Here is a 17,943-nt window from a genome sequence, read left to right as displayed (position 1 = left end):
GGACGAATGTTTCAATCCGAGGATAATTTCTACTGTTCTCGGTCACACAGACGACAAACATGTACGCACATCGGACAAGCAGCACTGTGCCAGTGCGTTTGTCGGGTAAAACGGTTAATCTACGCGTTCACTCTGTGCCCGTACCCCAAAAGGGAACGACACGCTAAACGGGTCTGGCCTATCAAGCCGGGCAGCATTTCCCCTCATCCAAAGGGAAATCCCCTCTCGAATCCCGATTTCAGCAGTGTGGTACTACCTTAAATGAAAGTTCTCAAAGGCCAGGATATCCTGGCGCTTGGCTTTATGACGTTTGCGCTTTTCGTAGGCGCTGGCAACATCATCTTCCCGCCTATCGTCGGTCTGCAGTCTGGCCCGCACGTGTGGATGGCGGCTCTGGGCTTCCTGGTCACCGCCGTCGGTCTGCCGGTCATCACCGTGGTCGCTCTGGCCAAGGTTGGTGGCGGCATGGACGCCTTGAGCAGCCCGATCGGCAAGTTCTTCGGTGGCCTGCTGGCGGCCGTGTGCTACCTGTCGGTCGGCCCGCTGTTCGCGACGCCGCGTACCGCGACCGTGTCTTTCGAAGTGGGCGTGGCACCGCTGACCGGTGAAAGCCCGACGGCGCTGTTCATCTACAGCTTGGTGTACTTCGCCGTGGTGCTGGCCGTGTCCATGTACCCAGGCAAGCTGCTCGACACCGTTGGCCGCTTCCTCGCGCCGCTGAAGATCATCGCCCTGGCGGTGCTGGGCATCGCTGCCTTCGCCCTGCCGGCCGGGACCATTGGTGAAGCACAGCCGGCCTATGCCGCCGCTGCGTTCTCCAAGGGCTTCTCCGATGGCTACCTGACCATGGACACCCTCGGTGCCCTGGTGTTCGGTATCGTAATCGTCAACGCCATCCGCTCGCGCGGTGTCGAGTCGCCGAAGCTGATCACCCGCTACGCCATCATCGCCGGGCTGATTGCCGGTGTCGGCCTGGCCCTGGTGTACGTCAGCCTGTTCCGCCTGGGTGCCACCAGCCACGACATCGCCGCTGATGCCACCAATGGTGCCGCCGTTCTGCACGCCTACGTGCAGCACACCTTCGGCTCCCTGGGCAGCGGCTTCCTCGCGGTGCTGATCGCGTTGGCGTGCCTGGTGACGGCGGTGGGCCTGACTTGCGCTTGCGCCGAGTACTTCAGCCAGATTTTGCCGCTGTCATACCGTGCTCTGGTGGTGATCCTGGCCGGCTTCTCGCTGCTGATCTCCAACCTGGGCCTGACCAAGCTGATCATGTTCTCGATCCCGGTGCTGACCGCCATCTATCCACCATGCATCGTGGTAGTGGGCCTGAGCTTCGTGAAGGACCTGTGGAATTCGCCGACCCGCATCCTGGCCCCAGTAATGCTTGTGTCGCTGGTGTTCGGCATGGTCGATGCGATCAAGGGTAGCGATATTGCCCATGTGCTGCCGGACCTCCTGGCGCACCTGCCGCTGAGCGACCAAGGCCTGGCCTGGCTGGTGCCTTCGGTGGTGACGCTGATTGGCGCCGTGGCCTGCGATCGCCTGCTCGGCAAGCCGCGTGAAGCGTTGGCTTGATGGCATAGCTTGAAGCCCGAGGGCGGCGCCGGCCACAAGCCAAAAGGTGCTCGCCAAAGGTGGAGACTCGAAAGCCCCGCATCTGACAGGATGCGGGGCTTTTTCGTTTCAGTATGTGCCTTTTACCGCTTGTAGGCGTCGAAACCCGGTCACTATTCTTTGAGCACCTGGCCCTCGGGAATCCTGCATGAACTTCATCCAAAGCAACCTCCACAATCTCCTGGCCGTCTGCTGGTTCGCCCTCTGCTGGGGTGGCTACACCCGCTATGCCATCTGGAAGGGCCGCGACACCGCGTGCCTGGCCAGCGTGCTGCACCTGTACCGGGAAGACTGGATGCGCCGCATGCTGCTGCGCGACAACCGTATCGCCGACGCCAGCGTGATCGGCAACCTGGAGCGCAATGCGTCGTTCTTCGCCTCCAGTACCCTGATCATCCTCGCTGGCATCCTCACGGTCCTAGGCGCGTCGGATCGCGCCCTGTCGTTGCTCGCGGACCTGCCGCTGGTTCAGCAGGCGTCCCAAGGCATGTCGGAGATCAAGCTGCTGTGCCTGGCCATGGTGTTCGTCTACGCCTTCTTCACCTTCAGCTGGTGCATGCGCCAATACAACTTCGCCGTCGTGCTGGTGGGGTCTGCGCCGATGATTGGCGAGCGCCAGGTCAACGAGCAGGAGCGCAAGGCCTTTGCCTCTCGTGCCGCGCGGGTGTTGTCGCTGGCCGCCAACCAGTTCAACTTGGGCCTGCGCTCTTATTACTTCGGCATGGCCATGCTGACCTGGTTCATCAGTCCGTGGCTGTTCATGGTCATGAGTGTCGGTGTGGTGCTGATTCTGTATCGCCGTGAGTTCCATTCCGATGTATTGGACGTTATGGTCTTCACGCCAACCGAAAGTGCGCCGACAGACATGCCCAGGGAAAGTTCCAGTAGTATTAACTGAAACGTTTAATCCTCTGAAGGCAGGCACAAAAAAACCCGACAATGTCGGGTTTTTTTGATTCGCTCGATTACTGCTTGGCAGGCTCGACAGGCGCGGTTTCCGGCGCCGGAGTAGCCGGGGCGGCCTCTTCGGCGGCCTTCTTCTCGGCTTCAGCCTGATCTTTGGCGGCTTCGGCGTTTTCCTTGGCCGCGTCGTTCATTTTATCCTGAGCTTCGCCCATCTTTTCCTGGGCTTGCTCGGCGTGTTGCTGTGCGTCTTGGGCTTTGTCTTCGCTCGCTTTATCGCAAGCAGCCAGGCCCATGGCAGCAGCCAGCATCAGAGCAAAAGCAAAAGGTTTACGCATGGGGGTGTTTCTCCTTGGTGGAATAATTGACTTGTTCCTTCGAGTTCAGCTTTGCGGAATAAGTTCCGCAGCGGTTACAGATATATAACACCCCGTTGTATATAGACTTTTTATTGATTTTATGCCGTTGCGGCAGTGCGTATTGGGACTCGCCTATGAACGATCAAAGCTTGTTGGCCATGGCCGAGCGTTTTCTCTCGGCACTGAAACATTGCCAACGGTTGCAGATGCGCGTTGCCCATGCTGACAGTGACGGTATGACGCTGGTCATGCCCTGGTCGCCAGCGATCGTCGGCAACCCGCAGACCGGCGCGGTGCACGGTGGCGCCCTGACCACGTTGATGGATACCACCTGCGGCATGGCCACGTTGTGCGTATTGCCGCGTTTCGAGGTGTGCCCGACGCTCGATCTGCGCATCGACTACATGCACCCGTCCGCACCCGGCAAGCCGATCTACGGCCATGCGCATTGCTATCGTGTGACCCGTGACGTCATTTTCACCCGCGGCACCGCCTACCAGGACGACCCCGAGCAGCCGATCTGCCAGGTGGTCGGCACCTTTATGCGCCTGGGCCAGGAGATCAAGGGCGGCATCCGTTTCGGCAACAGCCTGAAGGAGGGCGGGGCATGATCCCTGAACACGTTCGCCAGCAGTTGAACGCGGCTCACGCGGTCGGCGACTACGGCCCCTTGCTGGCCTTGATCCCTTACGCCGGGCTGATCGGCATCGAGTGCCAGCGCGAGAGTGACGACCTGTTGTTCCGCTTGCCGGCCAGCCAGGACAACATCGGCAACCCGTTGCTACCGGCCATCCATGGTGGCGTTATCGCCGGTTTCATGGAGCTTTCCGCAGCCCTGTACCTGCTGATCTACAGCGAGAGCGCGAGCATTCCGAAGATTATCGATTTCTCTATCGACTACCTGCGCGCCGGGCATTTTCGCGACACCTACGCCCAGTGCCAGCTATGGCGTCAGGGGCGGCGGGTGACCAACGTCGCCATCACCGCTTGGCAGGCCGATCGACAGTCGCCGATCGCCACCGCCCGAGCGCATTTCAAGATCGAGCCGGAAAAGCCCTTGAAATCGTCCGGGCAGCCCCCATCTGCATGACATCCGCCGTTAAAGCAGGCCATGTCGGCCGCCAGGCGCCACTGCCATCAGATCGGAGTTTTGAAGACCATGAGTGTTGAGGCTCAAAAGGAAACACTAGGCTTCCAGACCGAGGTAAAGCAGCTGCTGCACCTCATGATTCATTCCTTGTACTCGAACAAGGAAATCTTCCTGCGTGAACTGATCTCCAACGCCTCCGACGCCGCCGACAAGCTGCGCTTCGAGGCCTTGGCCAAGCCAGAGCTGCTTGAGGGCGACGCCGATCTGAAGATCCGCCTGAGCTTCGACAAGGACGCCGGTACCGTCACCCTCGAGGACAACGGCATCGGCATGAGCCGCGAAGATGTCATCGCCCACCTGGGCACCATTGCCAAGTCCGGCACCGCCGACTTCATGAAGAACCTCACCGGTGACCAGAAGAAGGATTCGCACCTGATCGGTCAGTTCGGCGTGGGCTTCTACTCTGCCTTCATCGTTGCCGACAAGGTCGATGTCTACAGCCGCCGTGCCGGCCAGCCAGCTGACGAAGGCGTGCACTGGTCGTCGAAGGGCGAGGGTGAGTTCGAAGTCGCCACCATCGACAAGCCGCAGCGCGGCACCCGCATCGTCCTGCACCTGAAGAAGGACGAGCAGGAGTTCGCCGATGGCTGGCGCCTGCGCAACGTGGTCAAGAAGTACTCCGACCATATTGCCCTGCCGATCGAACTGCCCAAGGAGCAGGCCGAAGCCGCCGAAGGCGAAGAAAAGCCAGCGCAGGAATGGGAAACCGTCAACCGCGCCAGCGCCTTGTGGACCCGTTCGCGCTCCGAGGTGAAGGACGAGGAATACCAGGAGTTCTACAAGCACATCGGCCATGATTTCGAGAACCCGCTGGCCTGGAGCCACAACAAGGTCGAAGGCAAGCTCGAATACAACTCGCTGCTGTACGTGCCGGCCCGTGCACCGTTCGACCTGTACCAGCGTGAAGCGCCACGTGGTCTGAAGCTGTACGTTCAGCGCGTGTTCATCATGGACCAGGCCGAGTCGTTCCTGCCTCTGTACCTGCGCTTCATCAAAGGTGTGGTCGACTCCAACGACCTGTCGCTGAACGTTTCCCGCGAGATCCTGCAGAAAGACCCGATCATCGACTCGATGAAGACCGCGCTGACCAAGCGCGTGCTGGACATGCTGGAGAAGCTGGCTAAGAACGAGCCTGAGCAATACAAGGGCTTCTGGAAAAACTTCGGCCAGGTGCTGAAGGAAGGCCCGGCTGAAGACTTCGCCAACAAGGAAAAGATCGCCGGCCTGCTGCGGTTCGCCTCCACCCACGACGACAGCGGCGAGCAGAGCGTTGCCCTGGCTGACTACCTGGCGCGCGCCAAGGAAGGCCAGGACAAGATCTACTACCTCACCGGCGAGTCCTACGCGCAGGTCAAGAACAGCCCGCACCTGGAAGTCTTCCGCAAGAAAGGCATCGAGGTCCTGCTGCTGACCGACCGCATCGACGAGTGGCTGATGAGCTACCTCAACGAGTTCGATGGCAAGGCCTTCGTCGACGTTGCCCGTGGCGACCTGGACCTCGGCAAGCTGGACTCTGAAGAGGACAAGAAAGCCCAGGAAGAAGTGGCCAAGGACAAGGAAGGCCTGGTCGAGCGCCTGAAAGGTGCCTTGGGTGACAGCGTTGCCGAAGTGCGTGTGTCGCACCGCTTGACCGACTCGCCGGCGATTCTCGCCATCGGCGAACAGGACCTGGGCCTGCAGATGCGTCAGATCCTCGAAGCCAGCGGCCAGAAGGTGCCGGATTCGAAGCCGATCTTCGAGTTCAACCCGACTCACCCGCTGATCGAGAAGCTGGACAACGAGCAGAGCGAAGACCGCTTCGCCGAACTGTCGCACATCCTCTTCGATCAGGCCGCGCTGGCGGCCGGTGACAGCCTGAAGGACCCGGCGGCTTACGTTCGTCGTCTGAACAAGCTGCTGGTTGAGCTATCTGCTTGAGTTGATGCACAGGAAAGCCCGCTTCGGCGGGCTTTTTTATAGTGAGTGCCAAAGGAGTGCTTGATGAGCAAGGTAATCGTCGAATCGCTGGTCTATCACCTGTCCGGCAAGACCTATGAAAGCCGCCTGGTCTACGAACCAGGTGCGCTGGGCCGTCCAGGCCTGGTGATGGCGCCGAACTGGATGGGCATCGGCGAAGGTGCCGAGCGTATCGCCAAGGAAGTGGCCGAGAAGGGTTATGTGGTACTGATTGCCGACCTGTATGGGCAGTCGGTACGTCCGTCCAATGCCGATGAGGCAGGGGCGGCGATGATGCCGCTGAAGAACGACCGTGGCGAGTTGCGCAAGCGCATGAAAGAGGCCCTGGACCAGTTGCTGGGGCAGTCCAAAGCGTTGCTGGAGCCGGGCAAGGTGGCCACCTTCGGCTTCTGCTTCGGTGGCTGCTGCGCCTTGGAGCTGGCCCGTACCGGGGCCGACCTGAAAGCGGCGGTGTCGTTCCACGGCACACTGGACACCCCGAACCCGGAAGATGCCAAGCGTATCAAGGGCTCGGTGCTGGTACTGCACGGTGCTTCCGACCCGTTGGTGCCGAAGGAGCAATTGCCGGCGTTCGAAGACGAAATGAACGCCGCCAAGGTGGACTGGCAGCTGCTGAGCTACGGTGGCGCTGTGCATTCGTTCACCGACCCGAATGCCAATGTGCCGGGCAAGATGCAGTACGACCGCCGTACTTCGGAACGGGCGTTCCGCTCGATGCACAACCTGCTCAGCGAAGTGTTCCAGCGCTGATACCGCAGGGGGCCGCTGTGCGGCCCTTTCGGACCGGTCCGAAAGGGCTGCAAAGCAGCCCCAGATTATCGCGGCAACTCGATTCTTGAGGTTTCCCCAGGCACTGTAGGCCAATCCCCGGCAGCCCACCTAGCCCTGGCCTGCTCGATCAGCGCCAAATCACTGGCCACAAAATTCCAGTTCATCCGCCGCGGTCCATCCAGTGGCTCGCCGCCAATAAGCACTAGCTGGCATTCTTCCTCCGCATACAGCGTTACCTCTTCGCCCTCCGGCAGCACCACCAGGCTGCAAGCCTCGACCTGCTCATCACCCATCAGCAACTCGCCATCGAGCAGATACAGCGCCCGTTGCACATGTTCGTCGGGCACCACCAGCGTGGTAGCCGGCTGCATCAGCACATGTGCATAGAGGGTAGGGGAGAGCACCGGCACCGGTGATTCCAGGCAGAACCCGCTGCCAGCAATCATGCGGATGCGCACGCCCAGGTTATCACTGACAGGCAGGCTCGCCGCCGGATGATGGCTGTAGCTCGGCTCGCCCTGTTCGAGCGCCTGTGGCGAGGCCAGCCACACCTGCAGCCCGTGCAAGCGTGAGCCATGGGCCAGGGCGTCCGTAGGCGTGCGCTCGACATGCGCCACACCTTTGCCGGCGGTCATCCAGCTCACATCACCCGGCAGCACGCGCTGCTTCGAGCCGAGGCTGTCCTTGTGCAGGATCGCGCCTTCGAACAGGTAGGTGAGGGTCGAGAGGCCGATATGCGGGTGCTGTCGGATATCCATGCCATGGCCCGGTGCGTAGTCGGTCTCGAGCATGTGATCGAAGAACACGAACGGGCCGACGCTGCGGCACTGTGCCGAGGGCAGTGGGCGCAGGATCGGCTGGCCCTCGACCGATTCGGCGCGTGGGCGGATGATCAGGGGGCTGCTCATGGCGGGCTCCAGGCGAGGTGGAAATGCCCCAAGCATAGCGTTTTGCCGGGCAATGCTGAACCGTTGCGCTGGCAGCCCGGTCTACCCTGTTGATGCCCGGAGAAGGAAGCCGCCCATGATTGCCAGAGCACTGGCCTGCATGTTGTTGTCTAGCTGGCTGTGCCAGTCGGTACAGGCCCGCGACTATCACTACAGCGATGCCCATCTGCACTATGTGGACTTCTTTCAGGAGAGCGAAGGTATGCCGGCGCTGATCGAGGCCATGGATCAGGCAGGGATCGAGCACTCGATGATCTCCGGTATCCCGGTGGCCAAGAAATGGCATGAAGATGAGCCCAAGCGCCCTCGCTATTACGCCGGTGACGACGCCGACGCCTATTGGTACAGCGCCACTGATACCTATGTCGCTGCCGCGCTGGTAGCGTTGCCGGCGGAGCAGCGAAAACGTTTCCATCCGTTCTTGAGCGGTTTCAATCCGGTAGACAAGAATGCCGTCAGCCATATCGAGCGCATGCTCGAGCTCAACCCAGGGATGTGGCAGGGAATTGGTGAGGTCTTCACGCGCCATGACGACCTGACCGCGCTTACAAGTGGCGATACACCGCGGGCCAACAATGAAGCGATGACCCGCATTTACCACTTGGCGGCGGAGCGGGACATGCCGGTGTTGCTGCACTCGAACATCACCTCCAAGCGGGAGCGTAATCCGCTCTACCTGGCGGAGATCGAAGAGCCGCTGCGCAATCATCCGCATACCCGCTTCATCTGGGCGCACGCGGGGAGCAGCGCGGAGATCCATCGACACCAGGCCCGCATGGACTTTCTTCTGCCAGTGCTGACGCGGTTGATGGCGGATTATCCGAACCTGTATGTGGATTTGTCGTGGAGTGTGCTGCAGCCGTATCTGCTGGACGATCAGGGTGTGCCGCGCAAGGAATGGGTCGCGCTGGTCGAGCAGTATCCAGACCGGTTCATGCTCGGATCGGATGTGGTGGGCCGGTTTGGCAGTCTGGGCGAGCAGATGCACGGGTTCAGACCGTTTCTGGATGCCTTGTCTGCAGAGGTGGCCAACAAGGTGGCCAAGGATAACTTCCTGGCTGTGTTGCCCAGATCGCCCGCGCCGGCCCTTTCGCGGGGCAAGCCCGCTCCTACAGGTTTGCGCTGATCCTGTAGGAGCGGGCCTGCCCCGCGAAAGGGCCGGTACAGATAAGCACAAATGAAAACGCCCCGAACCAGTCGGGGCGTTTTCAGTTACCGCAGCAGCATCTTACTTGCCAGTCCAGCGCTTGAGCACCAGAGTGGCGTTGGTGCCGCCGAAGCCGAAGCTGTTGCTCATGACCGTATCGATCTTGGCGTTTTCTTCGGTCTTGCGCAGTACCGGCAGGTCTGCAACTTCAGGGTCCAGCTCGTCGATGTTGGCGGAGCCGGCGATGAAGTTGTTTTCCATCATCAGAAGGCAGTAGATCGCCTCATGCACACCGGCGGCACCCAGCGAGTGGCCCGACAGACTCTTGGTCGAGCTGATTTTCGGTGCCTTGTCACCGAACACTTCACGCACGCCCTTCATTTCGGCGACGTCGCCGACTGGGGTGGAGGTGCCGTGGGTGTTCAGGTAGTCGATCGGGGTGTCGACGGTGGACAGCGCCTGCTGCATGCAGCGGATGGCGCCTTCGCCGCTCGGCGCGACCATGTCGTAGCCGTCGGAGGTTGCACCGTAGCCGACGATTTCGGCGTAGATCTTGGCGCCGCGGGCGAGGGCGTGTTCCAGCTCCTCGACCACGACCATGCCGCCGCCGCCAGCGATGACGAAGCCGTCACGGTCTGCGTCGTAGGCGCGCGAAGCCAGTTCCGGGGTTTCGTTACGCTTGGTCGACAGGGCGCCCATGGCATCGAACAGGAATGACTGGCTCCAGTGTTCTTCTTCACCGCCACCGGCGAAGACGATGTCCTGCTTGCCCCACTGGATCTGCTCCAGGGCAGTGCCGATGCAGTGCGCGGAAGTGGCGCAGGCCGACGAGATCGAGTAGTTGATGCCCTTGATCTTGAACGGTGTGGCCAGGCACGCCGAAACGGTGCTGCCCATGGTGCGGGTGACGCGGTATGGGCCGACGCGCTTGACGCCTTTCTCGCGCAGGGTATCCAGCGCTTCCATCTGGTTCAGGGTCGAGGCGCCGCCGGAGCCGGCTACCAGGCCGGTACGCGGGTTGGAAACCTGCTCTTCGGTCAGGCCCGAGTCCTTGATCGCGTCCTGCATCGCCAGGTAGGCGTAGGCAGCAGCGTGGCCGACGAAGCGGTAGACCTTGCGGTCGATCAGTTCTTCGAGGTTGAGGTCGATGGACCCGGAAACCTGGCTACGCAGCCCCATTTCCTTGTATTCCGGGTTGTAACGGATACCCGGACGGCTGTTGCGCAGGTTTTCGGTGACGGTAGCTTTGTCATTGCCCAGGCACGATACGATGCCCAGACCAGTGATAACGACGCGGCGCATGCGAATAACCCTTAGAAATTGTCAGTGGAGGTGAACACGCCGACCCGCAGGGCTTCGGCAGTGTAGATCTCGCGGCCATCAACGCTGACCGAGCCATCGGCGATGGCCATGTTCAGCTTGCCCTTCAGGACGCGCTTGATGTGAATGTTGTAGGTGACCTTCTTGGCGGTCGGCAGTACCTGGCCGAAGAATTTCACTTCGCCCGAACCCAGCGCGCGGCCACGGCCCGGCAGGCCTTGCCAGCCGAGGAAGAAGCCGACCAGCTGCCACATGGCGTCGAGGCCCAGGCAGCCCGGCATCACCGGGTCGCCTTCGAAGTGGCAGGCGAAGAACCACAGGTCCGGGGTGATATCCAGCTCGGCGACCAATTCACCTTTGCCGTACTTGCCGCCTTCTTCGCTGATATGGGTGATGCGATCGACCATCAGCATGTTCGGCGCGGGCAGTTGCGCATTACCTGGGCCGAACAGCTCACCGCGACTGCAGCGCAGCAGGTCTTCCCGAGTAAAGGCGTGTTGTTTGGTCATGCGAGCTCCTCAATAACCCCCTGTGGCAGGGGATGAATCTTCCCGGCCGACCCTTCTTGCTTCTGGGGCGGCAGCCTACAGGTAGACTATTGCGTTGTGGTGAAAGTCACAGCGCACCTGGCGAAAGAAGTACAGGTGTGCACTGAAACGTCTATTTTCAGGTCCGAACAAGGTCCTGTCCAGTACTTAAGACTGCCGCACTTTAGCATTTATCGCCAGTCGCTGCTGTCCGTCCAGGCAACCAGCGCTGCAATACCCGCTGCAACTCGGTGCGGCGGAACGGTTTGCTCAGGTAATCATTCATGCCGGCGGCCATGCAGCGCTCGCGGTCACCCTGCAGGGCATTGGCGGTCAAGGCGATGATCGGCAGCTGGGCGCAGGCCGGCAACAGGCGGATGCGCCGGGTCGCTTCGTAGCCATCCATATGCGGCAGGCGGCAATCCATCAGCACGGCGGCGAACGGCTGCTGGCCGACCTGCTCCACCGCCTGAAGCCCGTCGTGGGCCACGCTGACCTCCATCCCCAGGCTGCGCAACATGGCTTCGATGACGCTCTGATTGACCGGATTGTCCTCCACTAGCAGGATGCGTTTGCCAACCTCGAGCGGTGCATGGGCCCCCGAACTGCCGGGTAGCGTTGCCGATACGGTGCTGGCCAGCGGCAGCGGCATTTCCAGGGTAAAGGTCGAGCCCAGCCCTTCGCGGCTTTCACCGCGCAGCTTGCCGCCCATGCGTTCGGCCAGGGTGCGGGCGATCGACAGGCCCAGGCCGGTACCGCCATAGCGTCGCGAAATCGAGCTGTCGGCCTGCTGGAAGGCGACGAACATCATTTCCAGGCGTTCGCTGTCGATGCCGATGCCGGTGTCACGTACGCTGCAGGTGAACCACAGCAATTGCCGGTCGAGCAGCTGCCAGTGCGCCTCGACCTGAACCTGACCACGCTCGGTGAACTTCAGGGCATTGCCGATCAGGTTGAGGAGGATCTGGCGGATGCGCGTCGGGTCGCCGACCACCTGCGGCTGTGTGCCCTCTGCCGGCAACTGCAGGTGCAGTTCCAGGCCGCGCTGCTGGGCGCTGTGCTGGAACGACTGCACGCTGCTGGCGATCAGTTCAACCAGATTGAAGTCGATGTGCTCAAGCTGCAGCGTCGTGCGTTCGATGCGCGAGAAGTCGAGGATGTCATTGATGACCTTCAGCAAATGCCCGGTGGATTCGCTGGCCACCGCCGTGTAATCCGCCTGTTCACTGGTCAGCTGGGTGGTCTCCAGCAATTGCAGCATGCCCAGCACGCCGTTCATGGGGGTGCGCAATTCGTGGCTCATCATGGCCAGGAACTCCGACTTGGCGCCGTTGGCCTGTTCGGCTTCCTCGCGCGCCTGGATCAGCTGGGCGATGGCCTGCTTCTGTTCGGCACTGGCCTGGTCCAGGGCGTTGGCGAGGTTGTTGATATGCCGCGCCAGGTGGCCGAGTTCGCTGTCGTCGACTACCGGCAGCGTTGCGTTGTATTCACCCTGCTGGATGGCCTTGACCGCATGGCCCATGTCGCTGATCGGCTTGGCCAGGCTCATGGCCAGGCGGCGGGCCAGGAGGAAGGTGAACAGCAGGGCGAATAGTGCAAGGATGGCGGCCTTGATCACGATTTCCTGCTGACGCTGGCTGAAGGCATCGTCCGACATGCCGACGATCACCCGGCCCAGGTAGTCGTCGCCGATGGCCGGTGTTGGCGTCTTGCCCTGTTGCAGGAAGTCACTGTCCAGGCGGATCTGCTGCAGGCGGATCGGCGCCTGGAACACTTCCACCTGCTGCGCCCGGTTGTTGCTCTCGTCCTGCTGCTCGACGTACACCAGGATGTGGTTTCGGCCGTCCTGTACTTCGAGGAAGCGCACGTGCGGGATGCTCAGGGTGGCGCGCATCAGGCCTTCGAGGACTTCATTGTTACCGGAGATGACACCGTACTCGGAGGCTGGTGCCAGCTGGTTGGCAATCAGCTGCCCGGTGTGGTTCAGCTCCTGGCGCAGATCCTGGATCCGCACGAAGGTGAAAAAGCTGATCAACAGCAAGGTCAGCAACAATGCCGGGCCCAGGCTGATGATCTGGGTGCGGGTGTGGATGTCCCAGCTCAGGCGTTTGCTCATGGGGTGGGTTCTCCTTCGGCCAAGGCCTTGGCAGTGGCGTTCGGATCGATCGGTTCAAGGCCCAGGGCGCGCGCCACCTGCTGGTTGCCGCTGACGGCATAGCGCGTCGGGTACAGGCTGCGCGGCCAGTGCGCCGGAGGCTGGTCGAGCAACCGGTCGAGCACTGCCAGCCAGTCGTCCTGGTCGCTGTAGGTGCTGGCCAGTGCGCCAGCGCGCACGAAGCCGGCATTCGGACCTATCAGCGCCATCTGTCGCCCGTAGCTGCTGAGCAGCAGGTTCTTCGCGGTCTTGGAGTTGTACAGGTCGGGGTCATCGAGGCCCAACAGCACGTCGCTGTTGGCCAGCAGGTGTTGCAGGGGGCGGCTGTCGCGTTGATCCGGCCAGTCCTGGGCGACGATCTCCAGGCCCATCGGGCGTGCCGCCTGGCGCAGTTCGTCGAGCAGGAACTGACTGTGCTTACCGTACAGCACGCCAATGCGCTGGGCCTGTGGCAACAGGTAGCGGGCCAGGCGCAGTTGCCGTGCCAGCGGCGGGTCGCTCCACAGCAGGGTGAGGTAAGCAGGGCGCGACTTTCCCAGGCGTTGTTCAGCCTGTACCCGGCTGACGCGCATGGCCAGCGCAGGTGGCCCGCTGTTGTCGCTCAGGCGCCACTCCAGTGCGCTGCTGTCGAGCAGCACCAGGCGCACGTCAGCCTTGAGCTGAGCGGGGCGGGGCAACGCGGCGATGCTCTGGAAGCGCACCTGGTCGTGGCTGCGGCGGGCTTGCAGGGCGTCGACAAAGCTGCGAAAGCCAGGCTGGTCGTCGCCGCCGACCAGCAGGATTTCGCTGGCGGACAGCGTACCCAGTGGCCACAGGCAGAACAGAAGCAGGCGCAGCAGCCGGGCCATCAGAACTCCAGCTCCGCGCTGACACTCAGGCGGTGGCGGCTGTCATAACGGTTCTGCTCCACCGTGTTGGGCTGGTCGTCCAGGCGTTGCTGCCACAGCGCGGCCAGCTCCAGGGTGCTGCCCTGGATACGGAAGCGCCTGGCCACGCGCAGGTCAACGCGTTCGTAGCGGTACGTATTGAGGGCGTCGTCACCGTAATAGAACAGCGCGCTGGACCAACCCTCGCCCCATTCGCGCATCCAGCCGGCCGAGCCACTGTTGCGGGCGCTCAGGCGCCGGTCGGCGGGGTTGCTGGCCCAGGCATCGACATAGGCATAGGTCAGGCGCAGACGATCGCGTGGCGCCAGGCGCCAGTCGAACTGCGCCTCGCTGCCGCTGAAGCGGGCCTTGTTGGCGTTGCTGGCGATGTACTGGTTGTTCTTCAGGGGCTCGCTGATCATTCCGGTGATCTCGTCGTAGAACAGCTTCACATCCATGCTCAGGTCGAGGTCGCTGAAGTAGCCGTTATAGCCCAGCTCACGCGAGCGCATGCGTTCCTGTTCGAGGTCGCCAGGGCCGCGGGTCTTGACGAAGTATTCGGCATTGCGCTGACCGAATGCGGTAGGGCTCAGGTTCTTGACCGTGTAGCTCCAGTTTACGTTGTTCTCGAACATGTCCGGCGAGCGCACGGCTTCGGAGTACACCGCACGCAGGCCGTGGCGCGGCGTGATCAGGTAGTTGACCGCCATGCGCGGGGTCAGCGAGCTGCCGGACAGGCGCGAGTCCTCGAACATCGCGCCGCCCTGGAGAATCCAGTGCTCGTCGGCGCGCCATTCCAGCTGGCCGAACAGGCGCCAGGTCTGGTCGTCGATGCTGCCGTTGAAGTAGGTCTGCGAATCGGCGCGGTCATACCGGTAGTTCATGCCGCTGAGCAGGCGCAGGCTATCGGTCAGGCTCAGGGTGTCCTGAACTTCCAGGTCATAGCGGGTCTCACGGGTGCTCTGGTCGACATCGCCGCAGACCACATTCTTGCCACCCTGGTTGTTCCACTGGTCCTTGATCGTATCGACCAGCGCCTGTTCTTCGGGGTTGCTGCTGCTTGGCGGGTTGTTCGCCCCGCGGGCGACCTTTTCGGCGAAATCGGGGTTCATCTGCCACAGGCGGGTCAACTCGGGGCTGAACGACAGCGCCGCATCGCAGGCGCGCCAGACCTGCTGGCGATCGAAAAGCTGGGCCGAACCCTGCACATACAGGCTGTGTTCGGGGTTGAAGTCGATGTTCCAGCGTACCGAACCGGCATAGTCCTTGGCATTGACGTCGGCGTTGTCGCCGGCCTGGGTGACGTAGGGGAACACCGGCTGGTAGGTATACGGCCGCTGGTTGCTGCCTTCTTTTGCCGCCAGTTGCCATTCCAGGGTCTGGTCCGGCGCCAGGACGTGGCTGACACTGAGGTTGAAGCGGTTCAGGCGGCGGCTGTCGCGGTAGTCCTGGCCGAACTGGTTCTTGTCGAAGCCATCGTCCTGCTGGCCGGATACCGACAGGCGCAGGTCGCCGCCGTCCCAGCCGAAGCCGTGGCTGAGGTAATAGTCGTTGATGCCATCCTGGCCGCGGGTCAGTTTCATCCGCGTGCCATGGCTGTCGGCCGGGTTGCGGGTGAGGATGTTGACCACCGCCATCAGCGCGTTGGCGCCGTAGCTGACAGTGTTGGGGCCGCGGAACACCTCGATTCGCTCGATATCCTCAATGGCGACCGGGATGTCGCTCCAGTCCACCGTGGCCAGGCCTGCGCGGTACACCGAGCGGCCGTCGATCAGCACCTGCATGCGCCGTGCATCGTTGACGTTGCTGCCGTGGTAGTTGACGGTCGGCTGGTTGCCGGCGCCGTAGCCGATCATCATGCCCGGTACCAGGCGCAGCAGTTCGGGGATGTCGCGGGCACCGCTGGCGCGAATCAGCTCGTTGTCGAGTACGGTCATGCTGCCTGGCACCGCTGCCGGGGATTGTTTCAGGCGCGTGGCGGTCAGAACCTGCGGCAGGTCGGTGTTGTCGATGAACAAGTCATCAGCCATGGCCGAGCCGCCGAGCAGGGCAGTCAGCAGCAGCAGGCGAGGGTAAGGGGGCGGGCCAGGGAACACAGGACAGCCTTGTCTCAGGATTGAAACAGGCATGTTAACTGACCGGGAAGGTTTTGCCAGTGTGCAGTGGAGTGCTCGCCTCCAAATGTGCAGCGTGGCGTAAATCGGGCGCCGACCGCGCGGCGCATCGCGGCTAAAGCCGCTCCTGCATTTATTGCAACGTGGCCATGACAGTGTCATCGGTGTTGCCAGCCTTGGCGCTTGGCAGGGGAATCGTATAATGAGCGGGTCGCCACTTAACTTATTGGCTTTAACGGATTGAATATGACTGAACAGCAACCTGTTGCAGTTCTGGGAGGCGGCAGCTTCGGCACCGCCGTGGCGAACCTGCTGGCCGAGAATGGCGTGCCGGTGCGCCAATGGATGCGCGACCCCGAGCAGGCCGAGGCGATGCGGGTCAATCGCGAGAATCCGCGCTACCTCAAGGGCATCCGCCTGCAGGACGGTGTCGAGCCGGTCAACGACCTGCTGGCCACCTTGCAAGCCAGCGACCTGATTTTCGTCGCGCTGCCTTCGAGTGCCCTGCGCAGCGTGCTGGCGCCCCATGCCGAGCTGCTGCGTGGTAAATACCTGGTCAGCCTGACCAAGGGTATCGAAGCGCAGAGCTTCAAGCTGATGAGCCAGATCCTCGAGGAAATCGCCCCCGAAGCCCGCATCGGCGTGCTCTCCGGCCCCAACCTGGCCCGCGAGATCGCCGAGCATGCACTGACCGCCACCGTGGTCGCCAGTGAAGACGAAACACTGTGCCAGCGGGTGCAGGCCGTGCTGCACGGGCGCACGTTCCGGGTCTACGCCAGCAGCGACCGCTTCGGCGTCGAACTGGGAGGTGCGCTGAAGAACGTCTACGCCATCATCGCCGGCATGGCTGTGGCCTTGGGCATGGGCGAAAACACCAAGAGCATGCTGATCACCCGTGCGCTGGCCGAGATGACCCGCTTTGCCGTCAGCCAGGGTGCCAACCCCATGACGTTCCTGGGCCTGGCGGGTGTCGGTGACCTGATCGTCACCTGCTCGTCGCCCAAGAGCCGCAACTACCAGGTCGGCCACGCCCTGGGCCAGGGCCTGAGCCTGGAGCAGGCCGTCAGCCGCCTGGGCGAAGTGGCCGAAGGGGTCAATACGCTCAAGGTGCTCAAGGCCAAGGCCCAGGAGGTGCAGGTCTACATGCCGCTGGTGGCCGGCCTGCACGCCATCCTGTTCGAAGGCCGCACGCTGAACCAGGTGATCGAGCACCTGATGCGCGCCGAGCCCAAGACCGACGTCGATTTCATTTCCATCAGTGGTTTCAATTAAGCGAAGGAGCAGCACATGAACGATACCCCCGAGCGCGCCCAGCGCGAGTCGATCATCCTGCGGGTGCTGTGGATGCTGGTGTTCCTGGTGGTCTGGCAACTGGCCGAGTTGCTGCTCGGTGGCCTGGTACTGGTGCAGCTGATCTACCGCCTGGTGTATGGCGCACCGAGCGCCAGCCTGATGAACTTCGGTGACAGCCTGAGCCAGTACCTGGCGCAGATCGGCCGTTTCGGTACTTTCCACACCGACCAGAAACCCTGGCCGTTCGCCGACTGGCCGGCAGCCCGTGCCCCGGAAGGCGAGGCGCCCCACGCCGTTGCCCCCGCACCGCACCCGGTGCGCGACGAGGAGCCCAAGCTGTGAAGCTGTGGGTGCTGCGCCACGGCGAGGCGGAGCCGCGCGCCAACACCGACGCTGAGCGGCGCCTGACCGGTCATGGCCGCGAGCAGGTGCTGCACAGCGCGGCCCAGCTGCTTGGCCAGCCGTTGCAGGCGATCATCGCCAGCCCATATGTACGGGCACAGCAGACGGCGGCGCTGGTGCATGACACCCTGGGCTTCGCCGAGCCCGTGCGCACCGTGCCGTGGCTGACACCTGAAAGCGATGTGCGGCAGGTGATCGGCGAGGTCGAACGCCTGGGCCTGGAGCATGTGTTGCTGGTCAGCCACCAGCCATTGGTGGGCTCGCTGGTCGGCATGCTCGAGCATGGCCATGTTCAGCAGCCGGCACCCATGAGCACCGCCAGCCTGGCGGAGCTGGAAGGCGACTGGCCGCTGGCAGGGCTGATGACGTTGCGCGCGCTTAGTTCGCCAGAGTGAGCGGGAGCAACTGGCATTTTTGCC

Annotated in this window: 17 protein-coding genes; 10 read left to right on the top strand and 7 right to left on the bottom strand. The window is 62.5% G+C overall.

The genetic code is table 11. From position 1 onward, the window contains the following. Nucleotides 1-261: 261 nt before the first annotated feature. Together brnQ and ACLEJU_RS16520 are read left to right on the top strand one after the other, a co-directional pair. Nucleotides 262-1,575 carry a branched-chain amino acid transport system II carrier protein gene (gene brnQ, locus ACLEJU_RS16525; RefSeq protein WP_435422572.1) on the top strand — a complete coding sequence of 438 codons (1,314 nt, stop codon included), beginning with the start codon at nucleotides 262-264 and terminating at the stop codon, nucleotides 1,573-1,575. Between the two features lie 187 nt (nucleotides 1,576-1,762). Continuing rightward, nucleotides 1,763-2,512: a DUF599 domain-containing protein gene (locus ACLEJU_RS16520; RefSeq protein ID WP_435422573.1), complete on the top strand. Its 750-nt coding sequence runs from the start codon at nucleotides 1,763-1,765 to the stop codon at nucleotides 2,510-2,512. 67 nt (nucleotides 2,513-2,579) lie between these two features. On the opposite strand, the gene ACLEJU_RS16515 is transcribed toward ACLEJU_RS16520, so the two are convergent. Then, nucleotides 2,580-2,855: a hypothetical protein gene (locus ACLEJU_RS16515; protein WP_435422574.1), complete on the bottom strand. Its 276-nt coding sequence runs from the start codon at nucleotides 2,853-2,855 to the stop codon at nucleotides 2,580-2,582. Between the two features lie 155 nt (nucleotides 2,856-3,010). Here ACLEJU_RS16515 and ACLEJU_RS16510 point away from each other — a divergent pair, with 155 nt between their 5' ends. The 4 genes from ACLEJU_RS16510 (at nucleotide 3,011) to ACLEJU_RS16495 (ending at nucleotide 6,732) form a co-directional block, all read left to right on the top strand. Further along, a complete protein-coding gene (locus ACLEJU_RS16510; RefSeq protein WP_294337668.1) occupies nucleotides 3,011-3,487 on the top strand; it encodes a PaaI family thioesterase in 477 nt (158 codons plus the stop codon). Next, the gene (locus ACLEJU_RS16505) at nucleotides 3,484-3,966 is read left to right on the top strand and encodes a PaaI family thioesterase (RefSeq protein ID WP_435422575.1); all 483 of its coding nucleotides are present in this window, start codon (nucleotides 3,484-3,486) and stop codon (nucleotides 3,964-3,966) included. The genes ACLEJU_RS16510 and ACLEJU_RS16505 overlap by 4 nt, the downstream gene beginning before the upstream one ends. 69 nt (nucleotides 3,967-4,035) lie before the next feature. After that, a complete protein-coding gene (gene htpG / locus ACLEJU_RS16500; protein ID WP_435422576.1) occupies nucleotides 4,036-5,943 on the top strand; it encodes a molecular chaperone HtpG in 1,908 nt (635 codons plus the stop codon). 63 nt (nucleotides 5,944-6,006) lie between these two features. Further along, nucleotides 6,007-6,732 (top strand): dienelactone hydrolase family protein, encoded by a 726-nt coding sequence (locus ACLEJU_RS16495; protein ID WP_435422577.1) that lies wholly within the window; start codon nucleotides 6,007-6,009, stop codon nucleotides 6,730-6,732. Between the two features lie 65 nt (nucleotides 6,733-6,797). On the opposite strand, the gene ACLEJU_RS16490 is transcribed toward ACLEJU_RS16495, so the two are convergent. After that, nucleotides 6,798-7,661: a pirin family protein gene (locus ACLEJU_RS16490; RefSeq protein WP_435422578.1), complete on the bottom strand. Its 864-nt coding sequence runs from the start codon at nucleotides 7,659-7,661 to the stop codon at nucleotides 6,798-6,800. Nucleotides 7,662-7,776: 115 nt separating this feature from the next. On the opposite strand from ACLEJU_RS16490, the gene ACLEJU_RS16485 reads away from it, so the two are divergent. Beyond that, nucleotides 7,777-8,826 carry an amidohydrolase family protein gene (locus ACLEJU_RS16485; RefSeq protein ID WP_435422579.1) on the top strand — a complete coding sequence of 350 codons (1,050 nt, stop codon included), beginning with the start codon at nucleotides 7,777-7,779 and terminating at the stop codon, nucleotides 8,824-8,826. Between the two features lie 102 nt (nucleotides 8,827-8,928). Here ACLEJU_RS16485 and fabB read toward each other — a convergent pair whose 3' ends face one another. From fabB to ACLEJU_RS16460, 5 genes are all read right to left on the bottom strand, one after another. Beyond that, nucleotides 8,929-10,149 (bottom strand): beta-ketoacyl-ACP synthase I, encoded by a 1,221-nt coding sequence (gene fabB, locus ACLEJU_RS16480; protein WP_050706509.1) that lies wholly within the window; start codon nucleotides 10,147-10,149, stop codon nucleotides 8,929-8,931. A gap of 11 nt (nucleotides 10,150-10,160) precedes the next feature. Continuing rightward, entirely contained in the window at nucleotides 10,161-10,676 is a 516-nt protein-coding gene (fabA, locus tag ACLEJU_RS16475) for a 3-hydroxyacyl-[acyl-carrier-protein] dehydratase FabA (RefSeq protein ID WP_012315334.1), read from the bottom strand. A 202-nt stretch (nucleotides 10,677-10,878) separates the two neighbouring features. Continuing rightward, nucleotides 10,879-12,810 (bottom strand): ATP-binding protein, encoded by a 1,932-nt coding sequence (locus ACLEJU_RS16470; protein WP_435422580.1) that lies wholly within the window; start codon nucleotides 12,808-12,810, stop codon nucleotides 10,879-10,881. Then, on the bottom strand, nucleotides 12,807-13,697 hold the full coding sequence (locus tag ACLEJU_RS16465; protein WP_435422581.1) for an ABC transporter substrate-binding protein: 891 nt from the start codon (nucleotides 13,695-13,697) through the stop codon (nucleotides 12,807-12,809). Before ACLEJU_RS16465 ends, ACLEJU_RS16470 begins: the two co-directional genes overlap by 4 nt. Further along, the gene (locus ACLEJU_RS16460) at nucleotides 13,697-15,844 is read right to left on the bottom strand and encodes a TonB-dependent receptor plug domain-containing protein (protein WP_435422582.1); all 2,148 of its coding nucleotides are present in this window, start codon (nucleotides 15,842-15,844) and stop codon (nucleotides 13,697-13,699) included. Before ACLEJU_RS16460 ends, ACLEJU_RS16465 begins: the two co-directional genes overlap by 1 nt. 231 nt (nucleotides 15,845-16,075) lie before the next feature. On the opposite strand from ACLEJU_RS16460, the gene ACLEJU_RS16455 reads away from it, so the two are divergent. From ACLEJU_RS16455 to sixA, 3 genes are read left to right on the top strand one after another with little or no spacing between them, the layout of a single operon-like run. Beyond that, on the top strand, nucleotides 16,076-17,101 hold the full coding sequence (locus ACLEJU_RS16455) for an NAD(P)H-dependent glycerol-3-phosphate dehydrogenase (RefSeq protein WP_435422583.1): 1,026 nt from the start codon (nucleotides 16,076-16,078) through the stop codon (nucleotides 17,099-17,101). A 15-nt stretch (nucleotides 17,102-17,116) separates the two neighbouring features. Next, entirely contained in the window at nucleotides 17,117-17,464 is a 348-nt protein-coding gene (locus ACLEJU_RS16450) for a DUF4389 domain-containing protein (RefSeq protein WP_103446623.1), read from the top strand. Then, complete coding sequence (gene sixA, locus ACLEJU_RS16445) at nucleotides 17,461-17,919, top strand: phosphohistidine phosphatase SixA (protein ID WP_435422584.1); 459 nt, start codon at nucleotides 17,461-17,463, stop codon at nucleotides 17,917-17,919. The genes ACLEJU_RS16450 and sixA overlap by 4 nt, the downstream gene beginning before the upstream one ends. Nucleotides 17,920-17,943: the final 24 nt, after the last annotated feature.

Source organism: Pseudomonas sp. SMN11, assembly GCF_052041945.1.
Lineage (GTDB): Bacteria > Pseudomonadota > Gammaproteobacteria > Pseudomonadales > Pseudomonadaceae > Aquipseudomonas.
This window is presented reverse-complemented; position numbering and strand designations above follow the sequence as displayed.

Excerpts from the sequence above, each read along its gene's own strand:
- ACLEJU_RS16510 (WP_294337668.1), top strand. The coding sequence starts at position 3,011 with ATGAACGATCAAAGCTTGTTGGCCATGGCCGAGCGTTTTCTCTCGGCA.
- ACLEJU_RS16490 (WP_435422578.1), bottom strand. The coding sequence starts at position 7,661 with ATGAGCAGCCCCCTGATCATCCGCCCACGCGCCGAATCGGTCGAGGGC.
- fabB (WP_050706509.1), bottom strand. The coding sequence starts at position 10,149 with ATGCGCCGCGTCGTTATCACTGGTCTGGGCATCGTATCGTGCCTGGGC.
- ACLEJU_RS16465 (WP_435422581.1), bottom strand. The coding sequence starts at position 13,697 with ATGGCCCGGCTGCTGCGCCTGCTTCTGTTCTGCCTGTGGCCACTGGGT.
- brnQ (WP_435422572.1), top strand. The coding sequence starts at position 262 with ATGAAAGTTCTCAAAGGCCAGGATATCCTGGCGCTTGGCTTTATGACG.
- htpG (WP_435422576.1), top strand. The coding sequence starts at position 4,036 with ATGAGTGTTGAGGCTCAAAAGGAAACACTAGGCTTCCAGACCGAGGTA.
- ACLEJU_RS16460 (WP_435422582.1), bottom strand. The coding sequence starts at position 15,844 with ATGCCTGTTTCAATCCTGAGACAAGGCTGTCCTGTGTTCCCTGGCCCG.
- ACLEJU_RS16520 (WP_435422573.1), top strand. The coding sequence starts at position 1,763 with ATGAACTTCATCCAAAGCAACCTCCACAATCTCCTGGCCGTCTGCTGG.
- ACLEJU_RS16450 (WP_103446623.1), top strand. The coding sequence starts at position 17,117 with ATGAACGATACCCCCGAGCGCGCCCAGCGCGAGTCGATCATCCTGCGG.
- ACLEJU_RS16485 (WP_435422579.1), top strand. The coding sequence starts at position 7,777 with ATGATTGCCAGAGCACTGGCCTGCATGTTGTTGTCTAGCTGGCTGTGC.
- ACLEJU_RS16495 (WP_435422577.1), top strand. The coding sequence starts at position 6,007 with ATGAGCAAGGTAATCGTCGAATCGCTGGTCTATCACCTGTCCGGCAAG.
- ACLEJU_RS16515 (WP_435422574.1), bottom strand. The coding sequence starts at position 2,855 with ATGCGTAAACCTTTTGCTTTTGCTCTGATGCTGGCTGCTGCCATGGGC.
- ACLEJU_RS16505 (WP_435422575.1), top strand. The coding sequence starts at position 3,484 with ATGATCCCTGAACACGTTCGCCAGCAGTTGAACGCGGCTCACGCGGTC.
- ACLEJU_RS16470 (WP_435422580.1), bottom strand. The coding sequence starts at position 12,810 with ATGAGCAAACGCCTGAGCTGGGACATCCACACCCGCACCCAGATCATC.
- ACLEJU_RS16455 (WP_435422583.1), top strand. The coding sequence starts at position 16,076 with ATGACTGAACAGCAACCTGTTGCAGTTCTGGGAGGCGGCAGCTTCGGC.
- fabA (WP_012315334.1), bottom strand. The coding sequence starts at position 10,676 with ATGACCAAACAACACGCCTTTACTCGGGAAGACCTGCTGCGCTGCAGT.